Source organism: Nonomuraea fuscirosea (assembly GCF_035917475.1).
GTDB lineage: Bacteria > Actinomycetota > Actinomycetes > Streptosporangiales > Streptosporangiaceae > Nonomuraea > Nonomuraea fuscirosea.
Genome location: NZ_CP109074.1, coordinates 9,085,325 through 9,100,138 on the forward strand (window position 1 = coordinate 9,085,325; position 14,814 = coordinate 9,100,138).

15 protein-coding genes are annotated in these 14,814 nt (G+C 70.9%); 4 read left to right on the forward strand and 11 right to left on the reverse strand.

The window, feature by feature from the left end; translation table 11 throughout:
• The first annotated feature begins 71 nt into the window (after positions 1-71).
• From OIE67_RS41270 to OIE67_RS41280, 3 genes are read left to right on the forward strand one after another with little or no spacing between them, the layout of a single operon-like run.
• Entirely contained in the window at positions 72-773 is a 702-nt protein-coding gene (locus OIE67_RS41270; RefSeq protein WP_326630734.1) for a TetR/AcrR family transcriptional regulator, read from the forward strand.
• Positions 733-2,286, forward strand: coding sequence for an AMP-binding protein (locus OIE67_RS41275; protein ID WP_326630736.1), 1,554 nt, complete (start codon positions 733-735; stop codon positions 2,284-2,286). The genes OIE67_RS41270 and OIE67_RS41275 overlap by 41 nt, the downstream gene beginning before the upstream one ends.
• Entirely contained in the window at positions 2,283-3,014 is a 732-nt protein-coding gene (locus OIE67_RS41280) for an enoyl-CoA hydratase/isomerase family protein (protein ID WP_326630739.1), read from the forward strand. The genes OIE67_RS41275 and OIE67_RS41280 overlap by 4 nt, the downstream gene beginning before the upstream one ends.
• A 54-nt stretch (positions 3,015-3,068) precedes the next feature.
• On the opposite strand, the gene OIE67_RS41285 is transcribed toward OIE67_RS41280, so the two are convergent.
• The 5 genes from OIE67_RS41285 to OIE67_RS41305 form a co-directional block, all read right to left on the reverse strand.
• Positions 3,069-3,680 (reverse strand): PH domain-containing protein, encoded by a 612-nt coding sequence (locus OIE67_RS41285; protein ID WP_326630741.1) that lies wholly within the window; start codon positions 3,678-3,680, stop codon positions 3,069-3,071.
• Entirely contained in the window at positions 3,677-4,750 is a 1,074-nt protein-coding gene (locus OIE67_RS41290) for an adenosine deaminase (protein ID WP_326630743.1), read from the reverse strand. Before OIE67_RS41290 ends, OIE67_RS41285 begins: the two co-directional genes overlap by 4 nt.
• Positions 4,751-4,854: 104 nt before the next feature.
• Entirely contained in the window at positions 4,855-5,205 is a 351-nt protein-coding gene (locus OIE67_RS41295; RefSeq protein WP_326630746.1) for a cupin domain-containing protein, read from the reverse strand.
• A 4-nt stretch (positions 5,206-5,209) separates the two neighbouring features.
• Positions 5,210-5,839, reverse strand: a complete 630-nt coding sequence (locus OIE67_RS41300; protein WP_326630748.1) for an AMIN-like domain-containing (lipo)protein — start codon at positions 5,837-5,839, stop codon at positions 5,210-5,212.
• A gap of 92 nt (positions 5,840-5,931) precedes the next feature.
• Positions 5,932-7,341, reverse strand: a complete 1,410-nt coding sequence (locus OIE67_RS41305; RefSeq protein WP_326630750.1) for an MFS transporter — start codon at positions 7,339-7,341, stop codon at positions 5,932-5,934.
• A gap of 87 nt (positions 7,342-7,428) precedes the next feature.
• Here OIE67_RS41305 and OIE67_RS41310 point away from each other — a divergent pair, with 87 nt between their 5' ends.
• Entirely contained in the window at positions 7,429-7,815 is a 387-nt protein-coding gene (locus tag OIE67_RS41310) for a MarR family winged helix-turn-helix transcriptional regulator (RefSeq protein ID WP_326630752.1), read from the forward strand.
• Between the two features lie 91 nt (positions 7,816-7,906).
• Here OIE67_RS41310 and OIE67_RS41315 read toward each other — a convergent pair whose 3' ends face one another.
• The 6 genes from OIE67_RS41315 to OIE67_RS41340 all read right to left on the reverse strand — a co-directional run bounded on the left by OIE67_RS41315 (position 7,907) and on the right by OIE67_RS41340 (position 14,760).
• Positions 7,907-9,187 carry a thymidine phosphorylase gene (locus OIE67_RS41315; RefSeq protein WP_326630754.1) on the reverse strand — a complete coding sequence of 427 codons (1,281 nt, stop codon included), beginning with the start codon at positions 9,185-9,187 and terminating at the stop codon, positions 7,907-7,909.
• A complete protein-coding gene (locus OIE67_RS41320) occupies positions 9,187-9,582 on the reverse strand; it encodes a cytidine deaminase (protein WP_106236335.1) in 396 nt (131 codons plus the stop codon). Before OIE67_RS41320 ends, OIE67_RS41315 begins: the two co-directional genes overlap by 1 nt.
• On the reverse strand, positions 9,579-10,859 hold the full coding sequence (locus tag OIE67_RS41325; RefSeq protein ID WP_326630757.1) for an ABC transporter permease: 1,281 nt from the start codon (positions 10,857-10,859) through the stop codon (positions 9,579-9,581). Before OIE67_RS41325 ends, OIE67_RS41320 begins: the two co-directional genes overlap by 4 nt.
• Positions 10,856-11,998 (reverse strand): ABC transporter permease, encoded by a 1,143-nt coding sequence (locus OIE67_RS41330; RefSeq protein WP_326630759.1) that lies wholly within the window; start codon positions 11,996-11,998, stop codon positions 10,856-10,858. Before OIE67_RS41330 ends, OIE67_RS41325 begins: the two co-directional genes overlap by 4 nt.
• Positions 11,998-13,605 carry an ABC transporter ATP-binding protein gene (locus tag OIE67_RS41335; RefSeq protein ID WP_326630761.1) on the reverse strand — a complete coding sequence of 536 codons (1,608 nt, stop codon included), beginning with the start codon at positions 13,603-13,605 and terminating at the stop codon, positions 11,998-12,000. The genes OIE67_RS41330 and OIE67_RS41335 overlap by 1 nt, the downstream gene beginning before the upstream one ends.
• Before the next feature lie 87 nt (positions 13,606-13,692).
• Complete coding sequence (locus tag OIE67_RS41340; protein WP_326630763.1) at positions 13,693-14,760, reverse strand: BMP family lipoprotein; 1,068 nt, start codon at positions 14,758-14,760, stop codon at positions 13,693-13,695.
• Positions 14,761-14,814 lie beyond the last annotated feature (54 nt).

Sequence of the window (14,814 nt, forward strand, 5' to 3'; positions counted from 1 at the left end):
CAACCTATGGCGATTTCGGAATATATGGGGTATTTTTCGGATCTAAGAGGCAACCGAACGTTCGGTAGGGCATGATGATCGTCGACCTCACCGACCGCGACACCGACGCCGGCCGGCGGATCAGGACCGCGGCCGTGCTGCTGTTCGCGCGGCGGGGCTACGCCGCCACCAGCATCAGAGACCTCGGCAAGGCGGTCAACATGACCAACGCCGGGATCTACCACCACGTCACCAGCAAGGAAGCGCTGCTGGCCGACCTCATGCGGGCCGCGCAGCGCGAGCTCATCGAGGCCACCGAGCGCATGCTGGCCCCGTACGAGCGGCCCGGCGACCGCCTCGCCCTGCTGATCAGCTCACTCACCGCCGTCCACGCCCTCACCCCCATGACCAGCCGCGTCATGGACGGCGAGCTGCGCTCCCTGACGCCCGGCTCCGCCGCCCACGCCGAGATCATCGCCCTGCGCGACGCGTACGAGGACCACTGGAAGCACGCCCTGGCCGACGGCGTCGAGCAGGGCGTCTTCCGGGTCGCCGACGAGAAGCTGACCCGGCTCGCCCTGATGTCCATGTGCACCGGCACCAGCGAGTGGTACCGCCCCGACGGGGACTCCACGCTGGAGCAGGTGTGCGCCGAGTTGGTCGCGATCGGCCTGGCCGCCGTCCGCGCCCCCGCCGAAGCTTTTGTGACGGCCGACTTCACTCTGCTGCCCGAGTTCCCGTGGGAGCCGCCGCATGCAAGCAACGATCCCCGACCTGATGAGGCACGCCGCTGACACGTACGGCGCGCGCGAGTTCCTCCGTTTCCCCGACCCCTCACCCGTTTCCCTGACTTTCGCCGAGGCCGACGAGCGGTCGGACCGGCTGGCCGGAGCGCTGGCCGACCAGGGCGTGCGGCCCGGCGACCGGGTGGCGATCATGATGGACAACGTGCCCGGCTGGCCGCTGAGCTGGCTGGCGATCCTCAAGGCGGGCGCGATCACCGTGCCGGTGAACGTCCGTTACCGGGCCGCCGACCTGGAGCACGTCCTGCGCGACTCAGGGGCGGTGGCCACGATCACCACCGCCGGGTACGCCCCGCACATCCCCGGCACAGTCCATCTTCTCGACCAGCTCACCGGCGGAGCTCCCCGCACCAACCCCTCTAAAGCCGACGATGTCGCTAATTTTCAGTACACGTCGGGGACCACCGGTTTTCCCAAGGCCTGCATGCTCACCCACGCCTACTGGCTCAGGTCCGCCGCCGTCGTCGCCGACCAGGTCTGTCTACGCGACGACGACGTGCTGATCATCGCCCAGGCGTTCTCGTACATGGACCCCCAGTGGGTCACCCTGCTCGCCCTCATGGGCGGGATCCCGCTCGTCGTGCTCCCCCGCTTCTCCGCCTCCGGCTTCTGGGCCTCGGCCAGGGAGCAGGGGGCGACGCTCACGTACGTGCTGGGCACGATGCCCCTCCTCCTGCACAAACAGCCGCCCCACCCCCTCGACCGCGCCCATCGCATGCGCGCGGTGCTCTGCTCGGGCATCCAGCCGGACCTGCACCGCGCGTACGAGGAGCGCTGGGGCGCGCCGTGGCGGGAGCTGTACGGCTCCACCGAGAGCGGCACCGACCTGCTCTCGCCCCTCGACGACACCGGCACGGTCGGCACCGGCGCCATGGGAGTCCCGCCGCCCGGCAAGGAGGTCGAGCTGGACCCCGGCACCGGCGAGATCCTGGTCAGGGGCGAGCCCATGATGCGGGGGTACTGGAACCATCCCGAGGCGACCGCCCACGCCTTCAGGAACGGCTGGTACCACACCGGCGACCTGGGCGTCCGCGACTCCCTGGGCCGGATCAGGCACGCCGGGCGGATCAAGGACATGGTGCGCAGGGGCGGCGAGAACATCTCCTGCGCCGAGGTGGAGCACGTGCTGGCCGAGCATCCCGCCGTCGTCTCCGCCGCCCTGGTGCCCATCCCCGACGAGCTGTTCGGCGAGCTGCCCAAGGCGTTCCTCCAGCTCCGCCCTGGCCATCCGGCCACGGCCGAGACCGCCGCGAGCGTGATCGAGCACGCCAGGGAGCGGCTGGCCCGGTTCAAGATCCCGGCGTACGTGGAGTTCGTCGAGGAGTTCCCGCTGACCCCGTCCGCCCGCGTCGAGAAACGCCACCTCCTCCGCCCCGGCCGCGACCAGCGCGCCGCCCCCGCCATCGACGTCGAACCCGGCCGCGACCGGCGCCCCGCGCCCGCCGTCCAGGCCCACCCCGAGCGCGACGACCTCGCCACTCAGGCCGACAAGGAGCAGAGATGATCGACGTGACCGTACGCGACGAGGTGGCCGTGATCACCCTCGCCCGGCCCGACAAGCTCAACGCCCTCACCGCCGCCATGCGCGCGGACCTCGCCGCCGCCGTCCGCGAGCACGGCGGAAGCGGCCGGGGCATCGTGGTCACCGGGACCGGCCGGGCGTTCTCCGCCGGCGAGGACATCAACCAGGCCGTCGGCCGGTCGCTGGTCGAGGAGGTGGAGCTGTTCCACGACATGACCAGGGCCGTGCTGGAGACCCGGGTGCCGGTGGTGGCGGCGGTCAACGGCCTGGCCGTGGGCGGCGCCGCCGAGTGGACGCTCTGCTTCGACGCCCGCATCGGCACGCCGGCGGCCGAGTATTTCCTGCCGGAGAACCACATCGGTCTGTCGATCTCCAACGCCGCCAGCTACCTGCTCCCCCGCCTCGTCGGCGGCAGGGCGTTGCGGCTGGTGCTCGACTCGACCCGGATGAGCGCCGAGGACGCCCTCGCCGTCGGCCTGCTGGATCAGATCGTCGATCCGGAAGCGCTGGTGGAGACGGCGATCGCCCGTGTACGCCACTGGAGCGCCACCGGCACCGCCACGGCGGTCCACCTCGCCCTGCTGCGCCCGCCGCTGGCGGAGGTCGAGCGGGCCTTCCAGGTGGAGACCGAGGCGGCCAAGCAGGTGGAGGCGTCCGGCATCGCCCAGGCCGGCATGGACGCCTTCGTCAACAGGAAGCGAGCAGACTAGACGACGGCCGACAGGCCGCGCGGACCAGGCGACCGTCGACAGGCGCCGCGCCGGTCAGGCGACGACGATCGCGGCGACCACCAGCGCCACCGCGACCACCAGCACCGCGATCGCGTCGTAGGACCACGTCACCCGGGCCGGCCCCGCCTGCTCGTCGCGGCGCCTGGCCGACTCGGCGCGTTCGCGGATCTGGTCGCCCACCCAGTCGGCGTGCGTCTTGCCGGCGAACGCCTCCGCCGCCGCCTGCTCGCCCTTCGACAGGGTCGGCTCGGTCTTGAAGCGCCCCCGCTGTCGCGCGGGGGCGCCGCGCCGCTGCGCCTTGGCCCGCTCACGCGCGCTGCTCATCGGCGTCCACAGCCGCAGCACCTGCTCGTCGCCGTGGTGCACGTTGATGGAGTGGGACACCGTGACGTCCTCGATCGAGGCCCACGGCACGAACGTGGTGCGGAACGGGTTGCGCCCGACCAGCCCCGCCTCCGTGAGCACGGTGGCGGGGCGCAGCGCGACCGCGTAGACGAGCGCCGTCAGCGCCCCCAGCACGGCCAGCGCCACCAGCGACGGCTTGCCGCTGTAGCGGACGATCAGGTCGACGACGTTGAAGGCCACGAAGGCCAGCCACACCCATGCCAGCACGAACGCGGTCCTGGACCGGTAGCTCTGCTTCACGGCTGCCACTTCAGCTGCGCGAACCCCGGCTTGATCCGGCCGTTGATCAGCGCCAGCCGCTCGTCGAACGGGATGAACGCCGACTTCATCGCGTTGACCGTGAACCACTGCAGATCGTCCCAGCCGTAGCCGAACGCCTCGACCAGCTTGTGGAACTCCAGCGCCAGGCTGGTCGAGCTCATCAGCCGGTTGTCGGTGTTGACGGTGACGCGGAAGTGCAGCCGCCGCAGCAGCCCGATGGGGTGGTCGGCGATCGACGCGGCGGCTCCGGTCTGCAGGTTGGACGTGGGGCACATCTCCAGCGGGATGCGCTTGTCGCGAACGTAGGCCGCCAGCCGCCCCAGCTTGGCCGACCCGTCGCCGGACACGGAGATGTCGTCGATGATGCGCACGCCGTGGCCGAGCCGGTCGGCGCCGCACCACTGGATGGCCTGCCAGATCGACGGCAGCCCGAAGCCCTCGCCGGCGTGGATGGTGAAGTGGGCGTTCTCCCGCTGGAGGTATTCGAAGGCGTCGAGGTGGCGGGTGGGCGGGTAGCCGGCCTCGGCGCCCGCGATGTCGAAGCCCACCACGCCGCCGTCGCGGTAGCGCACGGCCAGCTCGGCGATCTCCCTGGAGCGCGCCTGGTGCCGCATGGCCGTCAGGAGGGTGCCGACGCGGATGCCGCGCCCCTCCGAGCCGCGCGCGAACCCTTCGAGCACCGCCTCCACGACCTGGTCGAGGCTCAGGCCCGTGGTGGTGTGCTGCTCGGGCGCGAAGCGCACCTCGGCGTAGACCACGCCGTCGGCGGCCAGGTCTTCGGCGCATTCGGCGGCCACGCGCTCCAGCGACTCGCGGGTCTGCATGACGCCGACCGTGTGGTCGAACGTCTCCAGGTAGCGTTCGAGCGAGCCGGAGTCGGCCGCCTCCCCGAACCACTGGCGCAGGTTGTCGGGATCGTGGGTGGGCAGCCGGCCGTAGTCGGTCTCCCTGGCCAGCTCGACGATCGTCTCGGCGCGGAGCCCGCCGTCGAGGTGATCGTGCAGCAACACCTTGGGAGCCCGCCGGATCTCGTCAAGCGTGGGCCTCATCAGGCAATGATATGAGCACCGCCCACCACCCGGTCAGCCCCGTCGGGCGGGCCGTACCGGATCGGCCCCGTCCCAGTCGGTCCGTCCGTACCGGATCGGTCCCGTCAGTCGCGGCCGGCGCCGTCCGGGGAGAAGGCGGGCAGGCACACGGCGATGTACTCGGCGCCCTCGGGCCCGGCGCTGTAGCGGACCTTCTCCCCCGGCGACGTCACCACCGACTGCCCGGCCTCGACCAGCGTCGTGCCCTCGTCGTGCGCCACGATCACCGTGCCGCGCAGCACCACCGTGTACTCGGTGAAGACCGGCGTCTGCGGCGGCTCCTCCCAGCCGGGCGGGGCGACCATGTGGGCGATGGAGATCGCCTCGTCGCCGCTGCTGACGCGGCCCACGTGCTCGTCGATGAGCTTGCCGCCTGGTACGGGAATGCGGGCCGGAGCCCCGATCTTTCTGACCACCAGGTCAGTGTGCCACGTCCAGGACCAGGCGGTTCGGCGACCTGTGCTCCGTGACCTGGAACGCCGCCTGCCGGTCCAGCGCCAGCCCGATCCCGACGCGGCCCTCGAAGTCGCCGGTCCTGACGACGTCGGCCAGGTTGGCCAGGCCGGCCGCGTAGACGGGCCCGCCGCTCCAGGTGGGCTCGCCGTCCTCGTCGTGGGCGTTCGCGGGGAAGAGCGTCAGCTGGAGGTACGCGCCGCCGCGCACGCCCATGGGCTTGCCCGAGCCGTCCTGAACGAACTCGTCCACCCATTTCACGTTGTATCCGGGCATCCCGCCCTTGAGGTCCACCACCAGCCGGTCGTAGCCCTCGTGGGCGGCGAAGCGCACCCCCGTCACCACGGCCGGCTCGGTGCCGCTCCGGTCGACCTCCACCTCGGCGGTGCTGGTCGGAGCGCCGGGAGCGGCGGCAGAAGGTGAGCCCGTGCCGCCGGTCTCCGTGGTGGCCGGGGTCTGCGGCAGCGTGGCCTGCCGGACGGTGCCGCACGCGGCCAGCCCTGCGGTGAGCGCTGCGGCGATCACGGCCAGACAGGCCCGCACGACGGCCGCACGGGTGCGCGGCGACCGGCCGGCGGACGGTGATGACGAGCACATGCCGGGTAGATGCCCAGCGTACGGGCCCGCCACGCCGTGCCACGCCCGGCTTTGCGTCGCCGCGATCACACCCGCCCGGCATGCCGCCACGGTCAGACGGCCTCGTACACCCGTGCCTCCTGCGGTTCGGCGGCCGGCACCGCCTTGCGGGCGCGCAGGCCGGTGGCCGAGATGGCCAGGCCGACCAGGGCCAGCACCAGCGACACCACGATCGCCGCGCGCAGCGCCTCGATGGACAGGGTCTCGCCGCCCGAGGTGAGCACGGCGGTCACGACGGCCAGCACGATCGCGCCGCCCACCTGCCCCGAGGTGTTCAGCAGGCCGGAGGCCAGCCCCTGCTCGTCGTCGCTCACGCCGTTGGTGGCCTGGATGTTCAGCGAGGGGAACGACAGCGCGAACGCGATGCCCAGCAGGACCATGCCGGGGATCACCATGCCGCCCAGGCTGGGGGTGCGGTCGATGCCGAGGAAGATCGCGTACCCGCCGGCCAGCGCGGCGGCGCCGATGACGATCAGCTTGGCGGTGCCGAACCGGTCGGCGAAGTCGCCCATCTTGGTCGAGGTGACCGCGACGAGCACGCCGGCGGGCAGGAACGCCATGGCGGTGCCGAGGGCGGACCAGCCGAGCAGGTTCTGGAAGTACTGCATGGCCACGAACTGGAACGACACGTACGAGCCCATGAGGATGAGCAGCCCCAGGTTGGCCCGCACGATGTGGCCGGAGCGCAGGATGCCCAGCCGCACCAGCGGGTGCCGCACCTTGAGCTCGGTCACCACGAACAGCGCGAGCAGCGCGGCCACGCCCGCCAGCGAGCCGATCGTGCGCACGGAGGCCCAGCCCACCTCGGGGGCCTGCACGACGGTGAACACCAGCAGCAACATCGACGCGGTGATGGTCACGGCGCCGACGAGGTCGTGACCGCCCTCGGCCCGCTCCTCCCGGCCGCGCGGCAGCACCTTCAACGCGGCGACCAGCGCGATGATCGCGACCGGCACCGGCATCAGCAACGTCCAGCGCCAGCCGATCTCGGTCAGCAGGCCGGACAGCACGAGGCCGAGCGAGTAGCCGCTGGCTCCCGAGGCGGTGAAGAAGCTCAGCGCCCGGTTGCGCTCGGGCCCCTCGGCAAAGGTGGTCGTGATGATCGACAACGCGGCGGGCGCCGTGAACGCGGCGGCCACGCCCTTGACGAACCGGGCCACGATCAGCAGGGCGCCGTCGTCCACGATGCCACCGAGCAACGACGCCACGGCGAAGACACCCAAAGCGACCAGGAACACCCTGCGCCGCCCGAGCAGGTCGGCGGTCCTGCCCCCGAGCAGAAGAAGACCGCCGTAGCCGAGCACGTAGCCACTGACCACCCATTGCAGGGCGGAGGTATCAAGATTCAGATCATGCTGGATGGCCGGCAGGGCGACGCCGACCATCGACACGTCAAGAGCGTCAAGGAATATCACCGCGCAGAGCACGGCGAGCGCGCCCCAGCGGGATGAGGAAGAGGACATGAGTCAGAACAATACATGCACGCACATCTAATGCAAGCGCATTTAATGTCGTTGCATGAGATTTACGGAAGTGGTAACCTCCGCGACATGGACGAGCAGCTCGTGGTCGACACCTGGCATTACGTCCTGGGCAGGCATGCCAAGGCGATGTGCGCGCTGGAGCGGGAGCTGGGCGATCGGCACGGCCTGGGGCCCAGCGAGTTCGAGGTCCTCGACCGGATCGTCCATCACGACAGAAAGCTGCGCATCCAGGAGCTGTGCGAAGAGGTCCACCTGAGCCAGAGCGCGCTGTCGCGGGTGGTGGCCAGGCTGGAGAAGGCGTCGCTGGTCTCACGCGGGGTGTGCGACGCGGACCGGCGCGGGGTCTTCGTCTGCATCACGGACGAGGGCCGCTCCCGCCACGCCGAAGCCCTGCCGACGCAGCGGGCCGTCCTCACCGAGATCTTCGCCGACGCCCCGATCCCGGCCCACTGATCACCGGCCCGGTCCTCAAATCGGGGCCGATGATCGCTGAAGGTCCCGGACCGGTGACCGCGAACGGTCCCCGCCCGGTGATCGCGAAGGGCTAGGCGGCGGTGATGCGGTCGATGACCAGCGGCAGCTGCTCGCCGCTCGCCTCACCCACCGCGCACGCGTCCTCCAGCGCCTCGACCGCCCGATCGAAACGCCACGTCTCGTCCGTGTGCAACGTCAGCAGCGGCTGCCCGGCCCGTACCAGATCGCCCGGCTTGGCGTGCAGCACGACCCCGGCACCCGCCGAGACCGGGTCCTCCTTGCGCGCCCGCCCGGCGCCGAGCCGCCAGGCGGCCAGCCCCACCGCGTACGCGTCCAGCCGCGTCAGGACCCCGGACGCGGGCGCCTCCACGGTCATCGTCTCGGCCGCCCTGGGCAGCAGCGCGTCCGGGTCGCCGCCCTGAGCCGCGATCATGCGCCGCCAGGCGTCCATCGCCGAGCCGTCCTTCAACGCCGTCTCCGGGTCCTTGCCCGCGGACACCCCGGCGGCCGCCAGCATCTCCCTGGCCAGCCGTACGGTCAGCTCGACCACGTCGGCGGGGCCCCCGCCGGCCAGCACCTCGACCGACTCCTCGACCTCCAGCGCGTTGCCCACGGCCCGCCCGAGCGGCCGGTCCATCGCGGTCAGCAGCGCGACCGTGCGCACGCCCGCGTCAGTGCCGAGCGCGACCATGGTCTCGGCCAGCTCCCGGGCGTCGGGGACGTTCTTCATGAACGCGCCGGAGCCCACCTTCACGTCGAGGACGAGCGAGCCCGTCCCCTCGGCGATCTTCTTCGACATGATGGACGAGGCGATCAGCGGGATCGACTCGACGGTGCCGGTGACGTCGCGCAGGGCGTACAGCTTCTTGTCGGCCGGGGCCAGCCCGGAGCCGGCGGCGCACACGACCGCGCCCGCCGCGCGCAGCACGCCCAGCATCTCGTCGTTGGACAGCGAGGCCCGCCAGCCGGGGATCGCCTCCATCTTGTCCAGGGTGCCGCCGGTGTGGCCGAGCCCGCGGCCCGACAGTTGCGGCACGTACGCCCCGCAGGCCGCCACCAGCGGCGCCAGCGGCAGCGTGATCTTGTCGCCGACCCCGCCGGTCGAGTGCTTGTCGGCCGTGGGCCGGTCCAGCTCCGACCAGTCCATGCGCTCGCCCGAGCGGATCATGGCCTGGGTCCAGTCGGCGATCTCGCGCCGGTTCATGCCGTTCAGCAGGATCGCCATGGCCAGCGCGGACATCTGCTCGTCGGCGACGTCGCCGCGCGTGTACGCGCCGATCACCCAGTCGATCTGCTCCGTGGTCAGCTCGCCCCGGTCACGCTTGGCGCGGATGACCTCGATGGCGTCCATCACGCGCTCCTGCTGAGGTCCTGCGGCCCGAACGCGTACGGCAGGATCTCGGCCATCCGCTTCGGGCCGTCCTCGGTCTCCAGCACCAGGTCCTCGCCGCCGAACTCGTACAGGAGCTGGCGGCAGCGCCCGCACGGCATGAGCAGCTCACCGTGGCCGTCCACGCAGGTGAAGGCCACCAGCCGGCCGCCGCCCGAGCGCTGCAGCGCCGAGACGAGGCCGCACTCGGCGCACAGGCCCAGGCCGTAGGAGGCGTTCTCGACGTTGCAGCCGGTGACGATCCGCCCGTCGTCCACCAGGGCGGCCGCCCCGACGGGAAATTTCGAGTACGGCGCGTACGCGTACCGCATGGCTTCCCTGGCCTCGTCCCGCAGGCCGTCCCAGTCGATGTTCAATGTTGTTCCCCCCGGCGATAGCTGACGCCGTCGGCCTTGGGCATCCGCAGGCGCTGCGAGGCGACCAGGAGCACGAGCAGCGTGAGCACGTGTGGCGTGATGAAGACGAAGTCGTTCGGCAGCTTGTCGATGACCAGCCAGAGCCAGAACAGCACGGCCGCGCCCAGGACGGCCACGGCCATCAGCACATACTGCCTGACGCCCGGCGCGGCCAGCTCGGCGGGCCGGTCTGGCGCGGTCAGGCGGCGGATCCGCAGGACGAGGTAGGCCAGCAGGAGCACCGCGCCGAACAGGAAGAAGGTGGTGACGGTCTGGGAGCTGCGCAACTGCAGGCTGCTGGCGTAGCCGAACAGGGCGGAGCCACCGGCCAGGCCGCCCGGCCGCCAGTTGCCGAAGATCATGGCGGCGAGGCCGATGAAGCCGCGCCCCTGGGTCTGGCCCTCGACGTACTTGTCGTTGAAGAAGACGAGGAACACGCCGCCGAGCCCGGCGAAGGCGCCGGACAGGACGACGGCGACGTACTTGATCCGGTAGACGTTGACGCCGAGCGACTCGGCCGCCCACGGGTTCTCACCGGCCGAGCGCAACCGCAGGCCGAAGGCGGTGTGCCAGAGCACGAAGAACGTCAGCGGCAGCAGCAGCACGGCCACGATCATCAGCACGCTGATGCCGTGGGTGAGCCCGCGCAGCACGCCCGCGACATCGGCCACCAGGAACCAGTGGGTGCTCTCCAGCTTGCCGAGCAGGTCGGGCCCGGAGGACAGCAACGGCAGGTCGAACGTGGGCGTCTCCCCACGTACCGCGGGCGAGCCGGTGATGCCGGCGCCCGCCTCGGAGGCGGGCGTGCCCTCCTTGTAGAGGACTTCCGACAGGAAGCGGGTGATGCCGGGGCCGAGCAGGTTGATGGCGACGCCGCTGATGATGTGGTCGACGCCGAACGTCACGGTCGCGACGGCGTGCAGCAGCCCGCCGAGCGCGCCGCCGAGCAGCCCGGCGGCCACCGCGGCCATGGGACCCCACTGGTAGCCGGCCCAGCCGGCGAACCAGGTGCCGAGCACCATCATGCCTTCGAGGCCGATGTTGACCACGCCGGCCCGCTCGGCCCACAGGCCGCCGAGACCGGCCAGGGCGATCGGCACGGCCAGGACCAGCGCGGCGCCGACCGTGCCGGACGAGGTGAGGTCGTCGAAGCCGGTCAGCACGCGCACCAGCGACACCAGCAGGATGAGCCCGGCGACGCCGATCAGCGCGAGGTGGTACGTGCGGACCCTGGTCATGCTGCCACCTCAACGGGAGTGTTCCTGCCGAGCTGCTGGGCCGCTCGCCGTTCTTCGATTCTGAGCGCGACGCGGTTGGTCACCTCGTTGGCCACGACGACCAGCAGCACGATCGCGCCCTGGATGATGGTGACGACGGAGGCGGGGATGTCGGCGAACTGCAGCGCGCCCTGGGCCCGGTCGAGGAAGGCGAACAGCAGCGCGGCGAACGCGATGCCGACGGGCTTGTTGCGGCCGAGCAGCGCCACCGCGATGCCGAGGAAGCCCAGGCCGGCGGTGAAGTTGTTGGTGTAGGCGCCCCGGTCGCCGAGGATCTCGGGCAGGCCGATGAGCCCGGCGATCGCGCCCGACAGCACCATGGCGGCGATGATCATCTTCTTGGGGTTGACGCCGGAGGCGAGGGCGGCCGGGCCGTTGAGCCCGCTGGCCTTGATGGTGAAGCCGAACCGGGTGCGCTCCAGTACGACCCAGATGACCACGCCCAGCGCCACGGCCACGAGCAGGAAGCCCCACAGGCCGCCGTTGCGGGTGGGCGGCAGCATGCCGAACCACTCGAAGACGAAGTTCAGGTCGGGGAACATGCCCGACTCGGGCAGCGGCGGCGTCGTCGTGTTGAGCTGGCCCGCCGCCCTCTCACCCGCGAACGGCTCGCGCAGCAGGTACGCCGACAGCGCGATCGCGATGTAGTTGAGCATGATCGTGGAGATGACCTCGTTCACGCCCCTGGTCACCTTCATGACGGCGGGGATGAGCGCGTACAGGCCGCCGACCGCGGCCGCGACCAGGATGATGATCCCGATCTGGATGGGGGCGGGGGCGGTGAAGGTGGAGCCCACGAACGCCGCGCAGATGGCGGCGATGCGGTACTGGCCCTCGACGCCGATGTTGAAGAGGTTCATCCGGAAGCCGACGGCCACCGCCAGACCGGCGATGAACAGCGGCACGGCCCTGTTGAGGAAGGTGGCGACGGAGTTCGACTCCGCCCGCGCGCTGTTGCCGAAGTCGAAGAAGGCGAACAGCGCGTCAAGCGGGCTGCCGCCCGCGACCACGATGGCCACGCTGCAGATGGCGATCGCCAGCACGACGGCGATGGCGGCACCGGCGACGGTGAGCAGTGCCCGGTTGAGCCCGGCGGGCATCACATCTCCTCGTTTCCGGCGATGGCGCCGGTCATGTAACCGCCCAGCTGTTCGGGCGTGATCTCGCGGGGGTCGAGCCCGGCGACGAGCCGGCCCCGGTAGATGACCTGGACTGTGTCGGACAGGCCGATCAGCTCGTCGAGGTCGGCGGAGATGAGCAGCACGGCCAGCCCGGCGGCGCGGGCGTCGCGCAGGTGGTCCCAGATCGCGGCCTGGGCGCCGACATCGACACCGCGCGTGGGGTGCGCGGCGATGAGGAACGCGGGATCGCCGCTCATCTCGCGGCCCACGATCAGCTTCTGCTGGTTGCCGCCCGACAGGGCCAGCGCCAGCGTGTCGACGCCGGGCGTGCGGACGTCGTACGCCTCGACGATGCGCTGGGTGTCGGCCTTGGAGGCGCGCCGGTCCACCCAGATGCCGTTGCGCGCGGGTTTCCTGGTCTGGTGGCCGAGCACCCGGTTCTCCCAGAGCGAGGCCTCAAGGAGCAGGCCCTGCCGGTGCCGGTCCTCCGGGATGTAGCCGATGCCGGCCTCGCGGCGCCGCAGGGTGGACCAGCCGCTGATGTCGCGCCCCTTCAGCTCGACGCGGCCGTGCGCGGCGCGGATGCCCATGATGGCCTCGATCAGCTCGGACTGACCGTTGCCCTCGACGCCGGCGATGCCGAGGATCTCGCCCTTGCGCACCTGGAACGTCACGTCGTCGAGCAGCAGCCGCTTGCCCTCGTCGCGCAGCCTGGCGGCGTACTCCCCGGCGGAGACGCCCTTGGGCAGGGCGTGGTGGCCGTCGGCCTCCACGGTGAGCTGGGAGACCCGCAGCGCGACCGTGTCGGTCACCGTCGACTCGCGGGTCTCGGGGGTCGGCAGCTCGCTGCCCACCATCAGCTCGGCGAGCTGGCGCGCGGTGACGTCGCCCGGATCGACGCTGGCGACGGTGGTGCCGCGGCGGATCACGGTGATGGCGTCGGCGATGCCGAGCACCTCGTCGAGCTTGTGGGAGATGAAGATGACCGTCAGGCCCTCGGCCTTGAGCTCGCGCAGGTTCTGGAAGAGCTCGTCGACCTCCTGCGGCACGAGCACGGCGGTCGGCTCGTCGAGGATGAGGATGCGGGCGCCGCGGTAGAGGACCTTGAGGATCTCGACGCGCTGGCGGTCGCCGACGCCGAGGTCCTCCACCAGCCGGTCGGGGTCGACCCGCAGGCCGTGCGCGGCGGCCAGTTCGGTGATGCGCTTGCGGGCCGCGGCCGTGTCGAGCCGCCCGGCCCGCTTCGGCTCGGCGCCGAGGATGATGTTCTCCAGCACCGTGAAGTTGTCGGCGAGCATGAAGTGCTGGTGCACCATGCCGATCCCGACCTCGATGGCGTCGCTCGGCGTACGGAAGCTGACCTCCGTGCCGTTGACCTTGATCGTCCCCTCGTCCGGCTTCTGCATGCCGTAGAGGATCTTCATCAGGGTGGACTTGCCCGCGCCGTTCTCCCCGACGATGGCGTGCACCGTGCCGGGCTGGACGGTGATGCGGATGTCGTGGTTCGCGACGACACCGGGGAAACGCTTGGTGATGCCCTCCAGCTCTACGGCGGGTCGCGCCGTGGCCAGGGTGTCAGCACTCATTTCGCCTCTCCTAGAGCGGGTGGGCGACATAGACAGAAGGCCCGAAGTTTACGGACTCCGGGCCCTCATCTGTCACTCATACCCCAGTTACGGCTTGGCAGGAACCGTGATCTTGCCGTCGACGATGTCCTGCTTGGCAGCGTCGAGCTTGTCCTTGATGTCGTCGATCTCGCCGCCCGTGGTGGACAGGCCGACGCCGTCGACCTTGAGGTCGTACGTCACGTTCGAGCCGCCCTTGGCGCCACCCTGGAACGCCTTGACGAACTCGAAGACGCCGACGTCGACGCGCTTGAGCATCGAGGTCATGATGACGGACTGCAGGTCGCTCTCCTTGACCGTCTGGCGCTGGTCGGAGTCGACGCCGATGGCCTTCTTCTTGGCCGCGGCGGCCGCCTGGAAGACGCCGAGGCCGGAGTCGCCGGAGGCGTGGTAGACGATGTCCGCGCCGTCCTGGTACATCTTCTCGGCCGCGACCTTGCCCTTGTCGGGGGCCTTGAAGCCGCTGAAGTCGCCGTCAGGGGTGAGGTAGGTGACGTCGATCTTGGCGTCCGACTTCACCGACTTCACGCCGGCCACGAAGCCGGCCTCGAACTTCTTGATCAGGTCGGACTCGACGCCACCGACGAAGCCGACGTGGCCGCTCTCCGACTTGGTCGCCGCGGCGACGCCCGCCAGGTAGGAGCCCTGCTCCTCGGCGAACAGCAGGCCGGTCACGTTGGGCGCGTTGGAGGCGGAGTCGACGACCGCGAACTGCAGGTCGGGGTATTCCTCGGCGGTCTTCTTGACGTCTTCGGCGTAGGCGAAGCCGACCCCGATGATCGGGTTGTAGCCGGCGTCCGCGAGCTGACGCAGCAGGTCGCCGCGGTTGGAGCCGTCGGCGGACGGGCTCAGCTCCTTGATCTCGGCGCCGAGGTCCGTCTTGGCCTTCTCCAGGCCGGTGTAGGCGGCGTCGTTGAAGGACTTGTCACCTCGCCCGCCGACGTCGAACGCGAGACCCACCTTGAGCGCGTCCTTGGGCGCCTCGCTGCTCGCGCCGGTCGGCTCCTGACTCGCCGTGGTGCCCCCACCATCGCCGCCACCACAGGCGGCCGCTGCCATGAGCATGACGCCGGCGACCGAGCCGAGCGCCATCCTGTTGAATCGCTTGCCGAGCAAGGCGACTCCCTTCCATTTCCCCGCCGCCGAATCTCGTCGCGGGCGCGAAGAAAC